General features: G+C 63.4%; 23 protein-coding genes and 2 tRNA genes. 9 read left to right on the forward strand and 16 right to left on the reverse strand.

Annotated elements, in window-relative coordinates; all coding sequences use genetic code 11:
* Positions 1-4: 4 nt before the first annotated feature.
* From frr to rpsB, 4 genes are all read right to left on the reverse strand, one after another.
* Entirely contained in the window at positions 5-562 is a 558-nt protein-coding gene (gene frr / locus FEF27_RS07170; RefSeq protein ID WP_138170166.1) for a ribosome recycling factor, read from the reverse strand.
* A 58-nt stretch (positions 563-620) separates the two neighbouring features.
* Positions 621-1,340 carry a UMP kinase gene (gene pyrH / locus FEF27_RS07175; RefSeq protein WP_138170167.1) on the reverse strand — a complete coding sequence of 240 codons (720 nt, stop codon included), beginning with the start codon at positions 1,338-1,340 and terminating at the stop codon, positions 621-623.
* A gap of 120 nt (positions 1,341-1,460) precedes the next feature.
* Entirely contained in the window at positions 1,461-2,303 is an 843-nt protein-coding gene (gene tsf / locus FEF27_RS07180) for a translation elongation factor Ts (RefSeq protein ID WP_138170168.1), read from the reverse strand.
* 35 nt (positions 2,304-2,338) lie between these two features.
* Positions 2,339-3,265: a 30S ribosomal protein S2 gene (rpsB, locus tag FEF27_RS07185; protein ID WP_138170169.1), complete on the reverse strand. Its 927-nt coding sequence runs from the start codon at positions 3,263-3,265 to the stop codon at positions 2,339-2,341.
* A gap of 390 nt (positions 3,266-3,655) precedes the next feature.
* On the opposite strand from rpsB, the gene FEF27_RS07190 reads away from it, so the two are divergent.
* The gene (locus FEF27_RS07190; protein WP_138170170.1) at positions 3,656-4,237 is read left to right on the forward strand and encodes a M23 family metallopeptidase; all 582 of its coding nucleotides are present in this window, start codon (positions 3,656-3,658) and stop codon (positions 4,235-4,237) included.
* A gap of 86 nt (positions 4,238-4,323) precedes the next feature.
* Here the strand turns inward: FEF27_RS07190 and FEF27_RS07195 are convergent, their stop codons facing one another.
* Entirely contained in the window at positions 4,324-5,052 is a 729-nt protein-coding gene (locus tag FEF27_RS07195; RefSeq protein ID WP_138170171.1) for a VIT1/CCC1 transporter family protein, read from the reverse strand.
* 454 nt (positions 5,053-5,506) lie between these two features.
* On the opposite strand from FEF27_RS07195, the gene FEF27_RS07200 reads away from it, so the two are divergent.
* The gene (locus FEF27_RS07200) at positions 5,507-5,887 is read left to right on the forward strand and encodes a DUF2267 domain-containing protein (RefSeq protein ID WP_138170172.1); all 381 of its coding nucleotides are present in this window, start codon (positions 5,507-5,509) and stop codon (positions 5,885-5,887) included.
* A gap of 281 nt (positions 5,888-6,168) precedes the next feature.
* Here FEF27_RS07200 and FEF27_RS07205 read toward each other — a convergent pair whose 3' ends face one another.
* Complete coding sequence (locus tag FEF27_RS07205) at positions 6,169-6,699, reverse strand: SRPBCC family protein (RefSeq protein WP_138170173.1); 531 nt, start codon at positions 6,697-6,699, stop codon at positions 6,169-6,171.
* 232 nt (positions 6,700-6,931) lie between these two features.
* Between FEF27_RS07205 and FEF27_RS07210 the strand changes: the two genes are divergently transcribed.
* Together FEF27_RS07210 and FEF27_RS07215 are read left to right on the forward strand one after the other, a co-directional pair.
* Positions 6,932-8,374, forward strand: coding sequence for an amidase (locus tag FEF27_RS07210; RefSeq protein ID WP_138170174.1), 1,443 nt, complete (start codon positions 6,932-6,934; stop codon positions 8,372-8,374).
* 7 nt (positions 8,375-8,381) lie between these two features.
* Positions 8,382-9,569: an FUSC family protein gene (locus tag FEF27_RS07215; RefSeq protein WP_138170175.1), complete on the forward strand. Its 1,188-nt coding sequence runs from the start codon at positions 8,382-8,384 to the stop codon at positions 9,567-9,569.
* Positions 9,570-9,601: 32 nt separating this feature from the next.
* Here the strand turns inward: FEF27_RS07215 and FEF27_RS07220 are convergent.
* The 3 genes from FEF27_RS07220 to FEF27_RS07230 form a co-directional block, all read right to left on the reverse strand.
* Positions 9,602-9,675: transfer RNA gene (locus FEF27_RS07220), tRNA-Ile, on the reverse strand.
* Positions 9,676-9,757: 82 nt separating this feature from the next.
* On the reverse strand, positions 9,758-10,165 hold the full coding sequence (locus tag FEF27_RS07225; RefSeq protein ID WP_243729136.1) for a 6-pyruvoyl trahydropterin synthase family protein: 408 nt from the start codon (positions 10,163-10,165) through the stop codon (positions 9,758-9,760).
* Positions 10,162-11,166: a zinc-dependent alcohol dehydrogenase gene (locus FEF27_RS07230; RefSeq protein ID WP_208009719.1), complete on the reverse strand. Its 1,005-nt coding sequence runs from the start codon at positions 11,164-11,166 to the stop codon at positions 10,162-10,164. The genes FEF27_RS07225 and FEF27_RS07230 overlap by 4 nt, the downstream gene beginning before the upstream one ends.
* Before the next feature lie 56 nt (positions 11,167-11,222).
* Between FEF27_RS07230 and FEF27_RS07235 the strand changes: the two genes are divergently transcribed.
* Complete coding sequence (locus FEF27_RS07235; RefSeq protein ID WP_138170176.1) at positions 11,223-12,341, forward strand: glycosyltransferase; 1,119 nt, start codon at positions 11,223-11,225, stop codon at positions 12,339-12,341.
* Here the strand turns inward: FEF27_RS07235 and FEF27_RS07240 are convergent.
* Genes FEF27_RS07240 through FEF27_RS07250 form a run of 3 tightly spaced genes read right to left on the reverse strand, consistent with a single transcriptional unit; the run spans position 12,323 to position 15,114 of the window.
* Entirely contained in the window at positions 12,323-13,519 is a 1,197-nt protein-coding gene (locus FEF27_RS07240; RefSeq protein ID WP_138170177.1) for a glycosyltransferase, read from the reverse strand. The genes FEF27_RS07235 and FEF27_RS07240 overlap by 19 nt on opposite strands.
* A complete protein-coding gene (locus FEF27_RS07245; RefSeq protein ID WP_138170178.1) occupies positions 13,516-14,286 on the reverse strand; it encodes a CDP-alcohol phosphatidyltransferase family protein in 771 nt (256 codons plus the stop codon). The genes FEF27_RS07240 and FEF27_RS07245 overlap by 4 nt, the downstream gene beginning before the upstream one ends.
* Before the next feature lie 9 nt (positions 14,287-14,295).
* Positions 14,296-15,114: a phage holin family protein gene (locus tag FEF27_RS07250; protein WP_166429950.1), complete on the reverse strand. Its 819-nt coding sequence runs from the start codon at positions 15,112-15,114 to the stop codon at positions 14,296-14,298.
* Positions 15,115-15,225: 111 nt separating this feature from the next.
* Between FEF27_RS07250 and FEF27_RS07255 the strand changes: the two genes are divergently transcribed.
* Positions 15,226-15,672: a TM2 domain-containing protein gene (locus tag FEF27_RS07255; RefSeq protein ID WP_138170180.1), complete on the forward strand. Its 447-nt coding sequence runs from the start codon at positions 15,226-15,228 to the stop codon at positions 15,670-15,672.
* On the opposite strand, the gene FEF27_RS07260 is transcribed toward FEF27_RS07255, so the two are convergent.
* Entirely contained in the window at positions 15,673-16,542 is an 870-nt protein-coding gene (locus FEF27_RS07260) for a siderophore-interacting protein (protein WP_138170181.1), read from the reverse strand. It lies immediately after the preceding gene.
* Between the two features lie 337 nt (positions 16,543-16,879).
* Here FEF27_RS07260 and FEF27_RS07265 point away from each other — a divergent pair, with 337 nt between their 5' ends.
* Together FEF27_RS07265 and FEF27_RS07270 are read left to right on the forward strand one after the other, a co-directional pair.
* Complete coding sequence (locus FEF27_RS07265) at positions 16,880-17,695, forward strand: midas domain-containing protein (RefSeq protein ID WP_138170182.1); 816 nt, start codon at positions 16,880-16,882, stop codon at positions 17,693-17,695.
* Between the two features lie 274 nt (positions 17,696-17,969).
* Positions 17,970-18,455 carry an Hsp20/alpha crystallin family protein gene (locus FEF27_RS07270; RefSeq protein WP_138170183.1) on the forward strand — a complete coding sequence of 162 codons (486 nt, stop codon included), beginning with the start codon at positions 17,970-17,972 and terminating at the stop codon, positions 18,453-18,455.
* Positions 18,456-18,523: 68 nt separating this feature from the next.
* Here FEF27_RS07270 and purU read toward each other — a convergent pair whose 3' ends face one another.
* Positions 18,524-19,399, reverse strand: coding sequence for a formyltetrahydrofolate deformylase (purU, locus tag FEF27_RS07275; protein WP_138170184.1), 876 nt, complete (start codon positions 19,397-19,399; stop codon positions 18,524-18,526).
* Between the two features lie 73 nt (positions 19,400-19,472).
* Positions 19,473-19,547 (reverse strand) — tRNA-Asn (locus FEF27_RS07280).
* 80 nt (positions 19,548-19,627) lie between these two features.
* Here FEF27_RS07280 and FEF27_RS07285 point away from each other — a divergent pair.
* Positions 19,628-20,197: an LOG family protein gene (locus FEF27_RS07285; RefSeq protein WP_138170185.1), complete on the forward strand. Its 570-nt coding sequence runs from the start codon at positions 19,628-19,630 to the stop codon at positions 20,195-20,197.
* 25 nt (positions 20,198-20,222) lie between these two features.
* Here the strand turns inward: FEF27_RS07285 and FEF27_RS07290 are convergent, their stop codons facing one another.
* Positions 20,223-20,915 carry an SDR family oxidoreductase gene (locus FEF27_RS07290; RefSeq protein WP_138170186.1) on the reverse strand — a complete coding sequence of 231 codons (693 nt, stop codon included), beginning with the start codon at positions 20,913-20,915 and terminating at the stop codon, positions 20,223-20,225.
* Positions 20,916-20,958 lie beyond the last annotated feature (43 nt).

A 20,958-nucleotide genomic window follows, 5' to 3' on the forward strand; every position in this document is an offset into this window, starting at 1 on the left:
ATGCTCAGACTTCGAGCAGCTCCGCCTCTTTGCGCTTGATCATTTCGTCAATGCGTTCGGTGTACTGCCGGGTCAGCCCGTCGAGCTCCTTGAGGGCGCGGTCGCCGTCGTCTTCGCCGATCTCGCCGTCCTTGACCGCCTTGTCGATGGCGTCCTTGGCTTTGCGGCGCGCGTTGCGGACCGAGACTTTGTGGTCTTCACCCTTGGACTTGACCAGCTTGACGTACTCTCGGCGACGTTCCTCGGTGAGGTCCGGCATGGTGATGCGAATCTGCTTACCGTCGTTGGACGGGTTCGCGCCGATCTCGGAGTCGGACAGGGCCTTTTCAATCTCTCGCATCGCCGAGACGTCATAGGGGGTGATGAGAATGGTGCGGGCGTCCGGGGTGGTGAAGGAGGCCAGCTGCTGCAGCGGAGTCGGTGCGCCGTAGTAGTCCACCAGCACCTTCGAGTACAGCGAAGGGTTGGCCCGGCCGGTGCGCACAGTCGCGAAGTCTTCGGATGTGGCGTCCACGGCCCGCTGCATCAGCTCGTCGGCTTCGAGCAGGGTCTCTTCAGTCACAGGTCTCTCCTTGGGCTCTAGGGTCTTGCATCACAGTCTATCGGTCGGAAGGGAATCGTCAGGGAGTGACCAGTGTCCCTATCTCTTCGCCCAGCAGCGCGCGCGTGACGTTGCCTTCGCCCTCCATCCCGAAGACCCTCATGTCCAGACCATTGTCATTGCACATGGTCATAGCGGTCTGGTCCATCACGCGGATATTGCGGTGCAGGGCCTCGGTGTAGGTCAGCCGGTCAAGCTTCTGAGCCTGCGCGTCCTTCTGCGGATCGGCGGTATAAACCCCGTCCACGCCGGACTTGCCCATCAGCACCATGTCCGCCCCGACTTCCAGTGCGCGCTGGGCGCAGACGGTATCGGTGGAGAAGAAAGGCATGCCGGCTCCGGCGCCGAAGATCACCACCCGGCTCTTCTCCATGTGCCGGATCGCCTTCAGCGGGATGTAGGGCTCTGCTACCTGCGCCATGCCGATGGCGGTCTGCACGCGGGTAGGCTGACCGGACTGTTCCAAGAAGTCCTGCAGAGCCAAGGCGTTCATCACTGTGCCGAGCATGCCGATGTAGTCGGCCCGGGAACGGTCCATCCCCGCACGGGAGAGTTCCGCTCCGCGGAAGAAGTTGCCTCCGCCCACCACGACGGCGACCTCAACCTGGTCGTAGACTGCGGCAATCTGTTCAGCGATTCCCCGCACGGTGGCGGGGTCGACGCCGACGGCACCGCCGCCGAAGACCTCCCCGGAGAGTTTCAGCAGCACGCGACGGCGCCGGGTTACGTTCTCGGCCATCAGATTCCTTTCAGGGCAGACAAAAAGGGGGCGCCATCCGGATGAGATGGCCACCCCCTTTTCGGTTGGTCAGACGTTAGGGACAAGTCTAACCGTTACGGCGGGTTCAGTGCCCTGTGCTCAGGAGCTCCCCACGCGGAAACGTGCGAAGGCAAGCGCGTTGGTGCCGGCCTGCTCCAGGACCTTCGCGACAGAGACCTTGGGGTCCTTCGCGAACGGCTGGTCGACCAAGACGTGCTCCTTGAAGTAGGCGTTGGTGCGCCCTTCGATGATCTTCGGCATTGCCTGCTCGGGCTTGTTCTCGGCCCGGGCGGTTTCCTCTGCGATCCGACGCTCGTTGGCCACCGTCTCTGCAGGCACCTCATCCCGAGTCAGGTATGACGGGGAGAAGGCAGCTGCGTGGACGGCCACATCGTGAGCTGCGGTCTGGGCTTCCGGAGTGTCCGAATCCACAGCCACCAGCACGCCCACCTGCGCGGGGAGGTCCTTGGAGGTCTTGTGGAGGTAGGCGTCGACGTAGGAGCCGGTCACCTTGGCCAGACGGCGGACCACAATCTTCTCGCCCAGGATGGCCCCGCCTTCCTCGGTGACGTAGTCGCTGACCTTGCGACCATCGATGTCAGCCTCCAGCAGCGCCTCTGCGGAGTCGACGCCGTGGCTCACGGCTGCTTCGAGGACTTTCTCAGCCAGGCCGATGAACTTGTCAGACTTGGCCACGAAGTCGGTCTCGGCGTTGATCTCCAGCAGGTAGCCGGTGCCGTCGACGACTTTGGCAAGCACGATGCCCTCGGCGGCTGAGCGTCCTTCACGCTTGGCCGCGCCCTTGAGCCCCTTGATCCGGATGGCTTCGATGGCTTTATCGACGTCGCCGTCGGCTTCATCGAGCGCCTTCTTCACGTCCATCATGCCTGCGCCGGTACGTTCGCGCAGGGCCTTGATATCAGCAGCGGTGTAATTCGCCATTAGTGTCTGTGTCCTCTCAGATCAGAGTAAGTAGATCAGCTGTCGGAGGTCTTCGCAGCGGCCTCGCCGGCGTCAGCGTTGACAGGCACTTCAGCTTCGCCCGTCTCGTCCTCAGCAGCAGCGTCACTGTCGGTGCGCGGAGCAGCCTGGTCAGGCTCCTGCTCAGCGACGGTGGCAGCCGAGTTCTGCTCTGCGGCGTGCTTCTCCAGCAGCTCACGCTCCCACTCGGCCATCGGCTCAGCTGCCGCGCCGGAGCCGCCTCCGCGGCGCTCCTCGCGCGCAATCAGACCGTCGGCCACAGCGTCAGCCACCACGCGGGTGAGCAGGTCCACGGAGCGGATGGCGTCGTCGTTGCCCGGAATCGGGTAGTCGACCTCGTCCGGATCGCAGTTGGTGTCCAGGATCGCAATGACCGGTATGCCCAGTTTCTGCGCCTCGTCCACGGCCAGGTGCTCTTTGTTGGTGTCCACGACCCACATTGCAGAGGGAGTCTTGGTCATGTTGCGGATACCGCCGAGGTTGGCCTGCAGCTTGTCCAGCTCACGGCGCAGCAGCAACAGTTCCTTCTTGGTGTGGCCGGAGCCGGCGACGTCCTCGAAGTCGATCTCTTCCAGCTCCTTCATACGCTGAACGCGCTTGGAGACGGTCTGGAAGTTGGTGAGCATACCGCCGAGCCAACGGTGGTTGACGTAGGGCTGGCCCACCCGGGTGGCCTGCTCGGCGATGGCTTCCTGGCCCTGCTTCTTGGTGCCGACGAACAGGATGCTGCCGCCGTGGGCGACAGTCTGCTTGACGAACTCGTAGGCACGGTCGATGTAGCTCAGTGACTGCTGGAGGTCAACGATGTAGATGCCGTTGCGCTCGGTGAAGATGTAGCGCTTCATCTTGGGGTTCCAGCGGCGGGTCTGGTGGCCGAAGTGCACACCGGAGTCGAGCAGCTGACGCATAGTTACGACAGGCATGATGTCCTTTCACTGCCGGGCTTTTCACACAGCGCGCTGTGCAGCACCGGCTCATTTTTTGTCGGTTGCAAAATTGCTCGGTTCTCCCGAGCTCCTAGCGCGGTCAGAGGTGTGACCTCATACTCCCGGACACGCCAAGTGCCGCTTCCATGAGCGGCTTGTCGTGGACCGAAGGGAGCATCCTCACCCAGACTGCAAGTGAGCTTCCCGCGCGCGTAGTCAGCCTTCCGGTGGGCACCACGAAGTGCACACAGTCAAGCTGCTGGTTGTAGTCTAGCGCGGGCCCAGAGTTTTCCCCAACTGGCAGCTCGGCTGCTCCACTCCGCTGAGTCCTGCACAGGCGTGCGCTTCGAGACTGCGGCGTTCGGTGCTGCGGCTGACCCTGGTGATATGTCCCCTGAACAGCCTGCGACGGCGCCGGCGCTCTTTCCGCACTCGGGACGGCCAGTCCTGTGGTGGCCCCGTCCGCACCAGTTGCTAGTGATGCTCCTGCTCGCTCTGGCCGTCCTGGGGATGCCGCCTGCCTCGGCGGAGAATCGGCCTGCACAGTGGCTTCCTCCGGTGGAGGGAGAGGTGGTAGAGGAGTTTGCCGCTCCCCCGGCTCCCTGGGCAGCCGGCCACCGCGGAGTGGACTTGGCCGCTCCATCCGGCAGTGAGATTCGGGCACCGGCTCACGGTGTGGTGAGCTTCTCCGGCCTCGTGGTCAACCGCGAGGTTCTCTCCATCAACCACGGTTCGGGATACGTCAGCTCTTTCGAACCGGTGGAGTCCGAGCTCGAGCCCGGAGACCCGGTCTCCACAGGCGAGACCGTGGCCCGCCTGGGCACCTACGACGACGGCACCCATCACTGCGCCGAACCCTGCCTGCACTGGGGTGTGCGACTGCACGGTGAATACATCAACCCTCTGCTGCTCACCGGTGAGGTCGAACCCTCCGTCCTGCTACCTCTACATGAGTCGGAGGAGCGCTGATGGCAGCCCATTAGGGAACACTTCACAAAGTTACGGTCCGATATCGAAGACCCATGCAGGTAAGGGCTGGCACGGACGGCAACCGGTCACACAACCCCTGAGCCGCCCAGTAACAGCCCCACTACGTAGGTGGTTCCGAGCGCAAGAGCTCCACCGACCACCAGGCGCAGAGCCGCTCTGACCCGCGAACTACCGCCTACCTGCGCTGAGGTCAGTCCCGTCAACCCCAATGCCACCAGCACCGCGAGGAAGGTCACCGGTACCCGCCACGCCTCGGGTGGCAGCAGAATCGCGAGCAATGGCAGGAGCCCACCGACCGTGAAGGCTGCGGCCGATGCCGCCGCGGCATGCCAAGGGCTCACGACATCCTCCTGATCAATATTCAGCTCCGCTGAGAGGTGAGCTGCTAATGCGTCGTGCTCTGTAAGCTCGAGGGCAACCTGTCGGGCCGTCTTCCTGCTGAGACCTCGAGCGCGGTAGAGGTCGGTAAGCTCCTGGAGTTCCTCCTCGGGCAACTCCTCGAGCTCACTCCGTTCCTTCGCGATAAGCGCCCGTTCACTGTCGCTCTGACTGCTCACCGATACGTACTCCCCCAGCGCCATCGAGACCGCACCACCCACCAGCCCCGCGACGCCTGCAGTCAGAACAGGGCCTGTGGCTGTCGACGCCCCAGCGACACCGACGACAATCGCCGCCACAGAAACGATGCCGTCATTAGCGCCCAACACACTGGCACGAAGCCAGTTCAAGCGTGTCGCAAGACCTGACCGGTGAGGTTCGGCAGGATGTCCGCCTGGAATCGGCGCAGAAGCCATTCGCCTCATGTCATCACCTGATCCGTTCTTGCTCAGTGATCCTGGTTGTATCACTCACCGCACAGGGTGCCTCTAACATATCACTCACCGCACAGGGTGCCTCTAACACATCCCAAGTGTCTGCCCGAGCACTCGAAAGCGCGGTCGACCTCTTCACATCCCAGCATCCTTGACCTGTTCACGCTAGAGCCCAAGGGCCTAAGAGTTGCGTCACGAATGAGGTGACACCGGACTCGAACCCTCCGACGTACTGCCACTGCCATCACGACGCGTCCACCGCCTACTGCCCGGTGAACTCAAACACGTCGTTCAGCCCCTGCTAAGTGACGATTGATAACAATGTGGACCGGGAGATCCTCTCGCGTCCAATATCAACACGGTGAAAAAGCCGGCATTGTCAGGGTTCTGACCAACCAGAGCGACAGGGCCCTTGATCTCGAAAGGAGCCACTCTTATGCGCTATGACGAGTTCATCAAGACCGTGAGCGAACGCGACGGTCACGACGACCGCGAAATAGCTGTCCAGACGACCGAAGTTGTCCTGGCTGACTTGGGCCAGCGTCTGAAGGGCGGTGAGGCTGACAACCTTGCGGCCCAGCTCCCCGAAGAACTCAAGGGGCCCCTCACAGAGCATGCGGCAACTGAGCCTGTTGTCGATGACGTGGATGATTTTCTGCGCCGGGTCGCAACTCACTTAGGCGCGGGGGTCGACCCGGAACAGGCCCGGCACCACGTCGCAGCAGTGTTCGCGACTCTGAGCGAAGCCGTATCTGAAGGCGAAATCCAGAACCTGCGCTCTCAGCTGCCGGCTGGTTTCGGTCCGCTTTTCAAGTAAGGAGCAGTCTGAGCACCAGAAAGACCCACGGCTTCCCGCGGGATCCCCGCGGCGGGGAGGAGAAAACGTGCTAGTGCGGCGATCTCTCGCCTTGCCTTCCGCCTTGCCTTCGGGGTGCGGCGAGTCGGTCTTCGCGCCCCATAGGGACATACACGCCTGGTGAATACAGCGAAAATGTAGAAATGCCCCTCGGACACATTTGCGTCCGAGGGGCATTTCAGTGCCTTCGATGAAGTTGGCGGAGCTTAAACGCCGGGGCCTAGCCCTTCAGGAGGTGCCCCTCAGGAGATGCGGGGTACGCCTCCGCCTTGGGTTCCATCCACCGGGGGCGTGGAGGCCGGGGTGCCGGTCTCGGACCCGTGGCCGATCTTGCCTCTCCAAGCACCCGTGGAGTAGCCCTCGGACTCGATCAGCTCCTTAAAGTTCTCTAGGTCCTTTTCAGCCCGGTTGTCCACCACGTTGAGCGTGTCGCCTACCTTCTCGACCCAGTTGTCGGGCTCGTACTCCAGTTCAAGGCGCACTTCAGTCTTCCCGGGTCCTGCTTCCTTGAAGGTCACCACGCCGGAATTGACAGCACCTTCTGTGGCCGCCCAGGCGATCTTCTGGTCAGGCACCTGCTCCAGGATCTCCGCCTTCCACTGCCGGCGCACACCACCGATCTCCGCGACCCATTCCAGGCGCTTGTCATCAAGCTGGTGAACAGCGGTGACGCCGTTCATGAAGTGGGGGAATTCCTCGAACTGAGTCCACTGGTTGTAGGCGGTGGACTCAGGGACCTCGATTACCACGGTCTTTTCAACTTTGGTCGTCATGACATCTCCTCATCTCGGGATTATCTGTCAACGCGAGGTCACGACCCGCGATACGGGCGACTATACATACTCGCCAGTAGACCTAATAGGGGGGTATCGCTGGGTATTTTCTGTTAAGAGTCTGAACGCTCTGAAGGGGTGGCACCCGCCATACTGCTCCACTTCACAGGTCTCGCGCGGTGCGGAAGACTGCACATCAGACCGGAGTGACCCTCACCAAGGAGGTTTGAACATGGACGAGCTGTTAGAAATGAGCGCCGTGGAACTCGTGACCCGCCTGCGTGACAGGGAGGTCTCCTCCCGTGAAGTGGTCCACGCGCACCTGGAACATATTGAAGGGGTCAACCCAGCCATCAACGCCGTGGTGACCGTTGAGGCAGAGGCGGCGCTCGTGGCTGCAAGCCGCGCGGACGAACTCATCGTTTCCGAAGGCCCGGCCGGACCTCTTCATGGTCTGCCGATGACCCACAAAGACACTCATCGCACGCAAGGAATGCGGACCACACAAGGGTCCCTGGTATTCCAGAACGAGATCCCGAAAGAGGACGATCTCATCATCAGCCGACTCCGTCAGGCGGGGGTCATCTCCACCGGAAAGACCAATGTCCCGGAGTTCGGCGCCGGATCGCACACTTTCAACGAGGTCTTCGGCACCACGACCAACCCCTATGCCACTGATCGCAGCGCTGGTGGGTCCAGCGGCGGCGTCGCTGCGGCAATTGCCGCGGGAATTCAGCCCTTGGGTGAAGGGAGCGACATGGGCGGTTCGCTGCGCATCCCCGCATCGTTCTGCAACCTCACAGGCTTCCGCCCCTCCTACGGAGTCATTCCAGCCCCGTCGCCGGTGGATGCGTGGCAGTGGCTCGGGCGCACCGGACCGATGGCGCGCACGGTGGCCGACATTGCCCTGTTCATGTCAGCCGTGGCGGGGCCCGCCCCCGAGCAGCCCCTGCCCGCTCCGGTACAGGCCGGCTCCTTCGCCGGTCCACTGACCGGCGATCTGGCCGGAGTGCGCATTGGCTGGTCTCCTGACTTCGGTCTTGGAATCCCCGTGGAACGCGATGTGCTGGAGGTGCTGGAGGCGCAGCTGAGTATTTTCGAGGAGATGGGCGCCACAGTGGAGGAGGCATCCATCGACTTTTCTGAGGCAGACACCGTCTTCACCACCACCCGGGCGATGACCTTCGCCGCCGGATTGGGAGACCTTGTGCGCCAACACCGAAGCCTGATCAAACCTGAGGTGGTCTGGAACGTGGAGCAGGGATGGGCGCTGACAGCGCAGGACTGGATTGACGCCACTGCGGCTGCCACCCGCTTACAGGACCACGTGCGGGCATTCTTCGCCACATTCGACCTGTTTCTCAGTCCCGCTGCCCAGGTGCTCCCCTTCGACGCCTCCCTCCGCTACCCCACCGAAATTGAGGGCCAGCGGCTGCAGACGTACTTGGACTGGATGCGTTCAGCGTGTGTGCTCTCGGCGACGTCGCTGCCGGTACTCAGCCTGCCGGGCGGCTTCACCGCCGACGGACTCCCCGTGGGTTTCCAATTGGCAGCCAACCACTACCACGACGTGCAATTATTGCGCTACGGCAAGGCCTTCGAAGAGCGGAACTCTGCCGGCGCACGACGGCCGAGGATGCTCAGCACGGGCACTGACTCCCAGGACCCAACGTGAGGTGAGGATGAGAGAAACAGACGCGAGCGGCCTTGATCCGGAGTCCGAAGACGGCAGCGGCGTGGGCCCGGTGCTGCGGGACAAAGCTCGGCGTGCCCGGGAGGTAGTGCGGCGCCCAGAATTCCTCACCGACGTGCTGCAGATTCTCAAGACAGTGGTGGCAGGGACGGGTGCGTGGTGGTTTTCCGTCAGCGTACTGGAGTCGGAACTGGCGTTTCTGGCACCGTGGACTGCGCTGCTGACCGTCCATGCCACGGTCCACCGGTCGCTCTCGCATGGAGTCCAGACCACGGTCGCCTCGAGCGTCGGGGTGGGAATGTCCTTCGTCATTGGGTACTTCCTGGGCGTGAGCCTGTGGACTTTTGCGCTGGCGCTGTTTGTCGGCGTGGCGGCTGCCCGGATCTCCTGGATCCGCGATGAAGGAGTAGCGATCGCGACGACGGCCATCTTTGTGCTGGGCAGCGGATTCGGTGAACAAGCCCCTTTGCTGGATGACCGGATCCTTGAAGTCGCAGTGGGGGTCGCCGCCGGAGTCCTGGTCAATATGCTCATTGTGCCGCCCCTGGGTGACAAACAGGCCAGCCGGTACGTGGACAGCCTGAACGAACGTATGGGTGGGGTCCTGGTCAATATGGCCAATGAGTTCTCGGATTCGTGGGATACCGACAGGGCCGAGGCGTGGTTCAAGGAGACGGAGTCGATGAGCCAGGAGCTCAATTCGGCCTGGGCGGTGGTGCGCTTCGCCCGGGAATCGCGCCGAGCCAACCCGCGGGGCCGCCGCGCAAGAAAGAAGCTTCACCGCAGCGGGTGGAATGCGGAGGAAGCCAGTTACGAGGACATCCTTGAGCGGACCGACGAAGGGATCTCGCATCTTCGCCATTTGGCTCGCTCACTGCGGGAGGCCTCATACTCCGACGGCCAGTGGGACGACCGTTTCCGTGTCCGGTGGGCGCGGATCGTGGGAGATGTGGGCCGGTCCATCGCAGACCCGGACAAAGAGGTGGCCCCGCTGCACGAGGACTTGATGGTGCTCTCGGCCGATTTAGCCGCCGACGACGGCCTGCCAAGTGATTCGTGGCCGACTTACGGTTCGCTGATAGCCAGTATTCGCCATATCGTGCTCGTGGTTGACGACGTCGCCTCCGCCCGCAAGGCCCGCGAGAGCCAGTCCGATAACCCCAAGGTCTCCAGCTGAAGATCCCATAACGGCACCGGCTGCGCCAAGAGTAGGGGGTGCGGGACTTGAACCCGCGACCAAAGGATTATGAGTCCTCTGCTCTAACCAACTGAGCTAACCCCCCGTGGCCGCTGATGAGGTGCACCGGCAGCCGCTCTATCCTAACCGAGACCCACGGCGTCCATGAGCGAAATGGAACCGGCCCGTCACTGGCTAAGCTCGATCCGCACCGAAGCCCGCGCCCGCGGATGCTCATCCGCGGCAATCTCCAGGGCACGCAGACCGTGCCCTTCGGGGAGCGCCTGTGCCACCTGCAGGGCCACATGCTGGCAGATGACCTCGGTAGTGGAGATCTTGTCCGTGAAGCTCGGATGTTCGTCCAAATTCCGGTAGCGCAAGCCGTCCAACACCTCAGCCAACAGGGAGGTGGCTTGGCCGATATCGATCACGACCCCGTGCTCGTCGAGACCCTCACGCTCAAAGGTGGCGGTGATCGCCAAAGTTGCCCCGTGCATCCGTTGGGCGGGACCAAAGAACTCGCCAGGCAGCGAATGCGCGATCATCACGTGGTCGTCCACAGAGATGCGAAACACGGGAGTGTGGGCTGAAATCATGGGGCTCCTTCAGGCTCAGACTGGCGGTAAGTCACCGCGTGCAGCAGCTGGTTTCGGGTCCAGTCTGCCTTACGGGAAAAATCTTCGAAGACGCCGGGGAGCTCATCCAAGGCAGAGACCCCGGTGATCAGTGCGTCAAAGCGGGAGTCCAACAGGTGCAGTGCAGCAGCAAGGCGCTGCCTGCGCGTGCGTCGGAGCCGCTTGGGCGCGGCCACCTCGCCGACCTGCGCGCCAATGATGCGCAATCGACGGGCGTGAAAGTCCGCCCCCAGTGGGACCGCGGGCTCGCGAGTGCCGTACCAGGACATCTCCACCACCGCAGCGTCGTCACCGGCGAGCTCTAGTGCCCGGCGTAGTCCCGCATCCGCAGCGGAGGTGTGGAACACCGCGTCGTTGTCCCCGGCCGCGTCCTGCGGCGCGACCGTCTCAAGCCCCAGCCCAGCGGCTAGGGCTCGGCGCGCGGGGTCAATCTCGACCAGCTGCAGCCGCGCCGGGCTGACCTGAGCCAGCAGCAATGCAGTCACCAGGCCCACCAGCCCGGCCCCCACCACTGCCACTCGGTCCCCCACGGTGGTCTGGGCCTCCCACACCGCGTTGAGTCCCACCTCGGCAATGCCTGCAAGCAGTGCCCGCTCGCTGGGCATGCTTTCTGGCACCACATGGCAGGCCTCCGCCGGCACGACCGCATGGGATCGGTGGCCGGTGAGGGAGAAGACACGCTTGTCCAGCAGCTCCTCCGGACCTTGGCGAACCACCCCCACGTTGAGATACCCGTGCGAGACCGGGTACGGAAGCTGTCCCAATTGGTGAGGTGCGGCCATCAGCGCAGTCACCGCAGCAGGCACTTCACCGCGGTAGATCAGCGTCTCTGTCCCGGGGGAAATTCCCGAGCGCAGCGTCTCAATCAGCACCTCGGAGGGACCGGGCTCAGGCGCAGGCACCTCACGCACCCGTGCACAGCCGGGTGCTTCGATCCACAGTTCACGGGCGCTGAGCGTCATCGTTCCTATCCTCGCACGCGGAACGGAGCAGCCCGGGGAGGTGACAGACTGAAGATATGAGGCTCTTCATCGACTGCCGCTATGTGCGCCCGGAGGTCCATGACGGGATTTCCCGGTACACCGCATCCTTGGTCAGAGCCGCCGCTGGCAGCGCCGATATCACCATGCTTATTCATGACCCAGCGCAGCTCAAGCAGCTGCCTGAGCTGCCGCATCTGCGCATCAGCTCCCCCACCGGGCCGCGCGAGCCCTGGGTGGCTCGGCAGATCAACCCCCACCGTCCCGACGTCGTGTTCTCCCCTATGCAGACCATGGGCAGCGTGGGCCGCAAGTACCGGCTCATCCTCACCCTTCATGACCTCATCTACTATCAACACCGGACGCCACCGCAGAACCTGCCGGCGCCGGTGCGGCTGGGATGGCGGCTGTACCACCTCAGCTATGTGCCGCAACGGCTGGCACTGAACCGGGCCGACGCCGTCGCCACCGTCTCGCAGACCACGGCCGAGCTCATCAGCACTTACCAGCTCACAAGACGCCCAGTGCACCTGATCCCCAATGCGCCCCAGGAAGTGCAGCGGGCTCGTGATCCCCAGCGACCTCCTGAGAAGGAGCTCGTGTACATGGGATCGTTCATGGGGTATAAGAATGTGCCGGGGCTGATCGCGGGCCTGAACGAACTTCCCGAGTACCGGCTGCACCTGTGCTCTCCGGTGACTCCCACGCAGCGTGCCCAGCTGTCATCCATGGCGCAGCGGCCCGGCCAGCTGGTATTCCACAATGGGATCTCTGAGGCTGACTACCACCAGCTGCTGCAGCGAGCCACGGCATTGGTCACCCTTTCCAGGGCGGAGGGGTTCTGTCTCCCAGTGGTGGAAGCTTTCTCACACGGGACACCGGTGATCACCTCAGACTTGGCCATCTTCGGTGAGGTGATTGGCTCGGCGGTCGAGACCTGCGCTGGGCAGATTATCGGTGCCGATGCGCCGGAGCAGCTGACGGCTGCGGTGCGAGCCCTGGAGGATCCCCTGACGTTCGCCGCCGCCAGCCAAGCAGCGCGGGCGCGCAGCCAGGAGTACTCCTGGGCCGCCTCCGCCGCCCAACTGCTTGCACTGGCCGAATCGCTGACAGGCTCCGAAGCCCCACCCGGAGCGGACTACCACCCAAACTGGTAGGTCTCGGTCCAGTTCGCGCCATAGTACAGCGCCTCGTAGGCGGCCATCGTCTCACCGATAGCGTGCTGCTCCGCCTTCTCCCGACTCACCTTCCCCATCGTGGCCCGCTGCTGCGGGGAGGCACGGAAGATCCGGTTGAGCTGCTGGGCAAGGTGATCGCTGTTGAACGGCTCGAAGAGGTACCCGTTCTCTCCTTCGGCCACCAGGTGCGGCAGCGCTAAGGCATCGGCCAGAACAACTGGTTTGGCCGCACTCATCGCTTCCAGGGAGACCAGGGACTGCAGCTCGGATGTGCCTGGCTGGCAGAACACATCGGCGGCGATGTAGGCCTCGCGGAGCTGAGCGTCGTCCACGTGACCTCTGAAGGTGATGCGGTCCTCGATGCCCAGCTGGGCGGTCTGGTCGCGGAGCTTGTCGCGCTGGTCCCCGTCGCCGACGATTTCCGCGCAGACGCCCAGCTCGGGGTCAGTCTTGGCCACCGCATCAATGAGCACATCGACGTTCTTCTCGACGGCGAGCCGGCCCACAAAAAGCACCGTCGGCTGGGCCCGCCTGGGAATCTCCTCGCCGGGCCGGGGACTGTAGTAGTCGACGTCGATGCCGTTGGAGAGCGGGAGCACATGTTCTAACCCCGCCTTGGCGCGCATCGTGTCGGCGGCCAGTGGTGTAGGCGTGGTCACCACGGAGGCGCGGCCCATCAGCCTGCCCATGTCGCGCCAGGAGTTACGGGCCACAATGCGCTTGAACCAGCGGGGGAACGGGAGGAACGGGTCGAGGTTCTCCGGCATGAAGTGGTTGGTGGCCACAGTCCGGACCCGGGCTGCGTCTGCGGCGAGGATGGCGGCCTTGCCGATCATGTAGTGGCACTGAACATGCACCACATCCGGCTGAATCTGGGCGATGAGCCTGCGCATGGCGGGCTCGACCAGCAGCGGCAGGCACAGCCGGTGGTATTCGTGGGTGGGTGCTTTGAAGGACCTGAACCGGTGGACAGTTGCTTCCGCGCGGTGCTCCACCACGTCTGGGCCGGGCACCGGCCGGGCGGCCGCAATGTGCACCTCGTGGCCCCTGGCCGTCATATGTCTGGCCAGTCGATACCCGAAGATGGCTGCCCCGTTGACATCTGGTGGGTAAGTGTCTGCAGCAATGAGAACGGTCAGTGGCTTTCGGGTGCTCACTCTGTGTCGGCCTTCCGGCGGGATCGTTGAGCTCTGGCCTCCAGATCTGCTGGCGAGGCGGGTGGCTGTGTCTTCGCTTCACCTGGGAGCGGCCCGCGTGCCGAAGCGGCCGCACCAGTCCTGGCCCAGGTGGCGCGCCGCCACGGGTTGATGTCTGCTGCGCGCAGCCTGCGGAATTTGCCGAGTGCTTGGACAAGGTAGTCCGTGGAGGCAATGATGTGCATCACCGCTGCAGCGAGTAGGAACGACTCGGCGACCACTGGAAAGAGCGCGCCGAGGTTATCCGAGACCTCCGGCACTTCCACCAGCAACAGCACCGGCAAGCTGATCATCAGGCACGCGGTACGGACTCTGCCCATAGCGGAGACGGGCAGCTCGGGCGAACCTGCGAAGAGCAGTGCCGAAGCGGCCAACAGGACCAGATCTGGGATAAGGATGGCCCAGATGAGCCACACCGGAGCAATTCCGGCTTGGACCACGGTAAGGGTGACGACGATCATGGCAAGCCGGTCGGCCAGCGGATCCAGCCACCGGCCTACGGTGGACATTTGGTCGAAGAACCGTGCGATGAAGCCATCGAGCCAGTCAGTGGCACCCAGCACCACCAAGATCCAGAAGGCGGACAGGTGCTCATCCTCGCTGATGAGATAGACGAAGACCGGGATGAGGAGGAAGCGCAGAACGGTCACCACATTCGGAACAGTCCAGAAAGTGTCCCTGACCGTGTACTCGAAACCCTTCCGGGTCCCAGCACCAAATATCCTCACCGAACTCAGCTATTTCTTGATCAGCTCACGCAGAAACGCTCCTGCGGCAGCGGTGGAGCCAGCGGCGACAGCCAACGGCTTCCAACGCTCTGCCAGGAAATCTTTGGCATTGCGAGCCTCGTGATGTGGACCAGGCTGCGGAGGTGTGTGCGCCGGGTCGGAGGAAGCCAGCGGAGCTCGCTCGCCAGCGAGGGGTTCTGCCGCGGAGTCCGTCTTGGAGAAACGCTTCCGCAACTGATCCTGCAGACCGGCAATGTGGTCACGGCGCAGGGCGGTCCTGCGCAGCAGCTCGGTGTAAGTAGGCTGCTGCGGCTTGCCTTCACCCGGAGTCTTTTTCTGCGCGGCCGCGCGGCGCTTGGCTTCCTCCTTGGCCCGGCGACGCTCCTGGTCCGCACGATCCAAAGATTTCGGATCGAAGTCGGAGCCCTCTCTGGCCACGCCCATGTCCAGCCGGAACCCGCGGATGGCGTCATTCGGAGCAAGAGGTTGGGCACCCTTGAACTTCGCCAGTCCGATCAGTGCAAAGAGCAGTGCAATAAGCAGGAATGCACCGGCAACGATGAGTGCTGCCAGCCAGAGCGCAAGCCCCGCGGCATAGAGACCGCCGATAGCGGCGACGATCAACGCAACCACCAGAAAGGTGAGGAACACCAGTCCCACCGCCATCAGTGCGGCCGCGATGCCGGCGGCGATCCCCTTAGCCTTCATCTGAGCGATGGCCAGGGAGATTTCATCGTTGATCTGTTTCGGTCCCAGCCGAACGAGAACTTTGGCGACGTCGAGCAGGGAAGGTTTCGATGCCGCGTTCTGAGTGTTCTGCTGCGCCACGACAGCGCCTCCATCCGTGGTTGAGAAGCGTATATTCAGGTCCAAACTACCACCTGCACCCCCGGGGAGGCGCCCAGGTCAGGGCTTTCGTACTGGCACTAGACTTGAAGTATGCCCGCGGACTACGACCTCGACGAGCTCTACGCCAACACCTACACCGAGCAGGACCGGCGTGCCTTCGAGACCCAGCCCGAATCTTCCAAGAAATTCCTGGTCGCGTGGTCGCTGGCGCTGTTCTTGGGACCAATCGGTGCGCAGCGGTACTACCTGGGATACCTGCCCACCGCAGTGCTTAAGACCAGTATGTTCTGTGCGGGCGTTGTGCTGATGATCCTGGGGCTGCCCAATGCGGGCCTGCCCCTGGTGGGAGTCGTCGGCGCGTGGACGATTGTGGACCTCTTCCTGCTGCTGTCAGGCACCATGCGGGACCGAGCCGACCACCGGTTGCAGGGCTTCACTCGGTTCGGAGGCATCTGCGCTGCGGCTACCGTATTGGTCCTTGTCGGCTGGCTGATCGTCGCGCTCGTCATCGGCACCAGCTCTGGGGTAGCTGGGTAACTAGCCCTCGGGGTCGATCTTGCCCAGCGCCGTCTTCTTCTCGGCTTGGAACTGGTCTTCAATCCGCCCATAGGCCCAGTAGGCGGAGAGGGACATCCCTTTGCGCGCCATCCCCCAGTCCTGAACAAGCAGCTTCCGGATACGCTTCATCTGCTCGCGTTCGCCATGAATAAAGACCTGGACATCCCCCTCCGGCAACTCCAGTGTCAGAAGGCGGTCCGTCAGCAGAGTGGACTCCGGAGTGAAATCACCTCCGCGGTGGAGCCACTGCACCTCAACACCCGTCGGAGCCGTCAGTGGCACCTCTTCTGAGGCGTCACGGACTTCAATCACGGCGACGCCGCGGGCCTCCTCAGCCATCCCCTCCAACGCGGCAGCGATTGCCGGCAGGGCTGCCTCATCACCGGCGAGGAGGTGAAAGTCGGCCTCTGGCCTGGGTGTGTAGCCGACCCCGGGGCCGAAGAAGCTGATCCGGTCCCCCGGCTGCGCCGCCGCGGCCCAGGGTCCGGCGACTCCCTCGTCTCCGTGGATGACGAAATCCACCCAAATGTGCTGGTGGCCCCAGTCAATGTGCCGGATGGTGTAAGTCCGCTGCACCGGCATCTGCTCTGCGGGAAGCCTCTCGCGCAGTTCCTCCATGTCATAGGGCCGCTCCAGCCCCAGCGCCGGATCGGCGAACAGCAGCTTGATGTACTGGTCCGTGCCGTCCTTGAATTCGATCGCCTCAAACTGGTCGCCTCCGAGGACCACCCGCACCATATGCGGAGTGAGTTGCTCGGTGCGGATCACTTCCAACACTGACTGAACGCGGCGCTTTCGCCCCTTCGTGGGACCCGAGGAAGAGGGGGAGGCATTGGCCTGATTGGGCATATCCACCACACTACAAGAACGCTGGTGCGGACCTGGTGCTCGGATCGGCGAACTGAACATGGGCTGGCAGTTCCGGAATAGTGTCATGAATTTGCCGTTTGGGGCTTTCACCTGTCGGAGGCGCTGTGATTGCATAACTCGGTGGTTACGATCCGATCACGGCGTACAAAGCGACGAGGTCGGCAGCACTGACCCGGGTCTCTCCTAGGAGAAGCCAAAGCGGAGGAGCGCATGCTCTTTGGCTGCGGCTTTTGAATTCGGACCCATACGTCAGGGCTTGCCCCACCAGGGGGTCGCAATCACGTGTCATTATCCCGACAGAAAAGGTGAAAACCGGATGAACGTCAGGCACAGGATTCTCACGACAAGCGCGGTCACTGCCCTAGGGTTGACCGCAGGCATCGGCTCCGCAGTGGCCCAGCCAGCAGAGGTCACCGAGCCTCCAGGTGAGGCTATCTCGGTCAGCGCCCACGAGAAGGAGCAGGGCGAAAGCAACCGAGATGCGGCCCACGCTCACGCACCGGGCCAGCAGAAGAGCGACGACGATGCCCCCGTCGAGGAAACCGAAGACGACGAGGCGCCCGCCGAGGACACCGAGGATGAGGCGCCCGCCGAGGACACCGACGCAATCGTCGACGACGCCGAAGACGAGGCACCCGTCGAAGACACCGACGCAATCGTCGACGACGCCGAAGACGAGGCACCCGTCGAAGACACCGACGCAATCGTCGACGACGCCGAAGACGAGGCACCCGTCGAAGACACCGACGCAATCGTCGACGACGCCGAAGACGAGGCACCCGTCGAAGACACCGACGCAATCGTCGACGACGCCGAAGACGAGGCACCCGTCGAAGACACCGACGCAATCGTCGACGACGCCGAAGACGAGGCACCCGTCGAAGACACCGACGCAATCGTCGACGACGCCGAAGACGAGGCACCCGTCGAAGACACCGACGCAGTCCTTGACGAGGCCGACACGGTCCTCGATGAGGCTGACACGGTTCTCGAGGACGCTGAGGCCGACATCCTCAGCGCTCTGGAAGAGATCGGTGCCCTGCTGGATTCCATCGACGCCCCAGTCGAGGATGACGCAGACGCTGAGACCGAGACCACGGTCGAAGCAGAAGGCGACGTCACTGTCGAGTGACACCAGTCTTGAAGCTCAATGGCCCGGCACCCCAACTGGGGGCCGGGCCATTGGCCTCTTAAGGGCCTATAAAAAGGGTGTGCGCCGCGCCCTCAACGACTCCTCTTCTGCGCAGGCAGGGCACCCAACCTCGACTCTTACAAACTTGAGCGTCTTTGACTCACATTTGGGAATAACTCGCCGCGCGGGACCGTTGAGTCTCCATGACAGTGCCGCAGTGGCACAGTCCACCGTTGTAGGTGATGAGTTGCTTCCCGAAAGGAGCTGATTACTGATGATCAACTCAACGTTTACCCGCCTTGATCCCTTCGCTCTGGTGGACGACTTCCTCCGCCAGTCCCGCATGCCGCAGTTCGACGACGAACAGCGCCGCTCCGGCTTTGTGCCACCGGTAGATGCACGCCGGGAGGGTGAAGACTTAGTCGCAAGCGTCGACCTACCCGGGGTTGACCCAGAGAAAGACATCTCGGTGGAACTGTCCAACGGAGGGCGCACGCTGACCGTCTCCGGCGAGCGGAAAGTCCGGCATGAGGCCGAAGGATTCCGCGAGGTCCGCTACGGCAGCTTCTCCCGCACTATGCATCTTCCGGAAGCTGTCCAGGACAGCGCCATCTCCGCCGATTACGAATCCGGGGTGCTCACTGTTCGCGTGGCAGGTGTCTACGCCGAAGAGCGCCCACAGCGGATCCGCGTCACGTCAAACGCGGGCTCCCAGCAGGTGGGCACTGGAGGGCAGGAGGCCAAAGAGATCCACCAGTAGGGCTGCTGCGCCGAGCAGACACGGAAGCAACAGTAAGGGCCGCTCCTTCCGGCGGCCCTTACTGCTCTTTAACCCTGAAAGACGATGGTGGTGGCTCCGTGCCGGATGACCCGGTCCTCACAGTGCCATTTCACCGCTCTGGAGAGGACCGCGCGCTCCACGTCCGCACCGAATCGGGTGAGCTGGGCGACGTCGTCGGCGTGCGAGACCCGGATCACATCCTGCTCGATGATGGGCCCCTCATCCAGGTCTTCGGTGACATAGTGTGCGGTGGCACCGATAAGCTTCACGCCGCGATCCTTGGCCTTCTGATAGGGACCCGCGCCGATGAACGCGGGGAGAAAGCTGTGGTGAATATTGATCACCGGCACTCCGACCTGATCCAGAAATTCCGGCGAGAGTATCTGCATGTAGCGGGCCAGCACCACCAGATCGACCTTGCCGTGCAGCAGGTTGAGGTGCTCGGACTCGGCGGCCGCTTTGTTCTCGCGATCCACCGGCACATGGTGGAATTCGATACCGAAGCGCTGCACGTCAGCTTCCAGGTCCGGGTGGTTCGACACCACCATGGCGATGTCCATAGGCAGGTCCCCACGGCGGTGGCGCCACAACAAGTCAAGCAGGCAGTGGTCCGTCTTAGAGGCGAAGATCGCCACGCGCTTCGGCTCAGCAGCCGCCGTGAGCTCAAGCTGCATGGAGAAGCGTGGCACAAGCCGCTCTTCAAGCTGTCGCTGCACCTGGTGACGGCGGCGGGCAAAGTCCGGAAGGTGGAAGACTGTGCGCTGGAAGAATTGACCATCCTCCACCCCGGTGGAGTACTGGTCAAGGGTGATGATGTTGCCACCGAGGTCGGCGATCAGTTCCGAGACTGCGGCCACGATCCCATGCTGGTCCGGGCAGGAGATCACCAATCGGGCGATATCGGGGTGCTGCTCAGTGTTCACCGGGACCTCCGAGCTCGTGCTGCCAGCGAAACCAAAATGCCCCCCGCCTGAGGGGCAGAGGGCTCTTGGTGCTTGGCTCCCCCGGCTGGACTCGAACCAGCAACCACCCGATTAACAGTCGGGTGCTCTGCCATTGAGCTACGGAGGAATGGACCTGGAAATTCTAGCAGGCCCGGCAGTCCCATGGAAAATCGGCCACTGCTGTGGTCCCCCTTATAGGATGGGGGCGTGACTGACCTCCACCGCATCACCGTGTTCACCGGCGGGGCATCGGGCCACGATCTGGCGTACCAGCAGCATGTGCGCACCCTGGGGGCCGAGCTGGCCAAGGGCGCTATCGGACTGGTCTACGGCGGCGGAAAAGTGGGGCTGATGGGACAGATCGCGGATGCCGCCTTGGAGGCCCGCGGCGAAGTCATCGGGGTCATCCCCGATGTCCTGATGGAGCGGGAAGTTGCCCACCGCGACCTGACGTACCTGGAGATCGTGCCCGACATGCACTTCCGCAAGGCCCGGCTCGGCGAACTCGGTGACGCGTTTGTGGCACTGCCCGGCGGGATGGGCACTCTGGAGGAACTCTTTGAGGTGTGGACCTGGCAGTATCTGGGGATTCACGCCAAGCCGGTGGCGCTGTACAACATCAAGGGGTTCTGGAACCCGCTGTTGACCATGATCGACCACCAGGTCGCCGAAGGCTTCATCGCCGGGTGGCGGCGCGACGCCCTGGTCATCGCAGACACCCCGGGGGATCTGATTACCCAGCTGCGTGCCTGGCGTCCGCCGGTACAGGACCGGTGAGCCCGGGTTCAGTGATTGACCGGGCTCAGGGGTTGACCGGCTGGATCGTCAACTCACTGATGGCCGACGCAGCCTCATTCTCCACCGCTAGGCGAGCAGTCTTGGCCACCGCCTCCGGAGAGATGAAACGGGCGCCGTCGTACTGTGTGTTTCCCAATGCGGTCTGCAGCGCCACCTGCATATCAGTGTCCACCTGCCCGGGATGCAGTGATGTGACCCGGATCTTGCCGCGCTCCTCCTCACGCAGAGCATCGGTGAAGGCTCGGAGCGCGAACTTGGAGCCGGAGTACAGCGCGCCGTTGGCGCGCGAGCGGTAGCCGGCCCCGGAGTTGATGGCCACCACGTGACCGGAGGCGGCCCGCAGCGCAGGCAGAGCCAGACGCGTCAGCTCCGCTACGGCGAACACATTGAGCTCAAACATGTCCCGCCAGTGCTGCGGTGAGGACTCAGCCACCGGGGAGAGCCAGGCCACGCCCGCTGAATGGACCAATACGTCCAACTGGTCCACCCCTGTGGTATCCCATGCCTCCCGCACGGCTTGAGCGTCGGTGAGGTCCGCCAGGAACGGCGCCGCATTTGGCAGCGCTGAGACCACCTCCTGCACCCGTTCTGGGTTGGTGCCGCCGACCAGCACCCTGTAGTCGGGGGCCAGCTCCTGGGCGATCGCCCTCCCGATGCCGCGCGAACCACCTGTGATCAGTGCAACCTTTTCAGCCATGCCAGACACCCTATCGCCCCCACCCCATGCCGTTCAGTGGCAG

The organism is Nesterenkonia sphaerica, from assembly GCF_005771565.1.
In the GTDB taxonomy this organism is placed as follows: domain Bacteria; phylum Actinomycetota; class Actinomycetes; order Actinomycetales; family Micrococcaceae; genus Nesterenkonia; species Nesterenkonia sphaerica.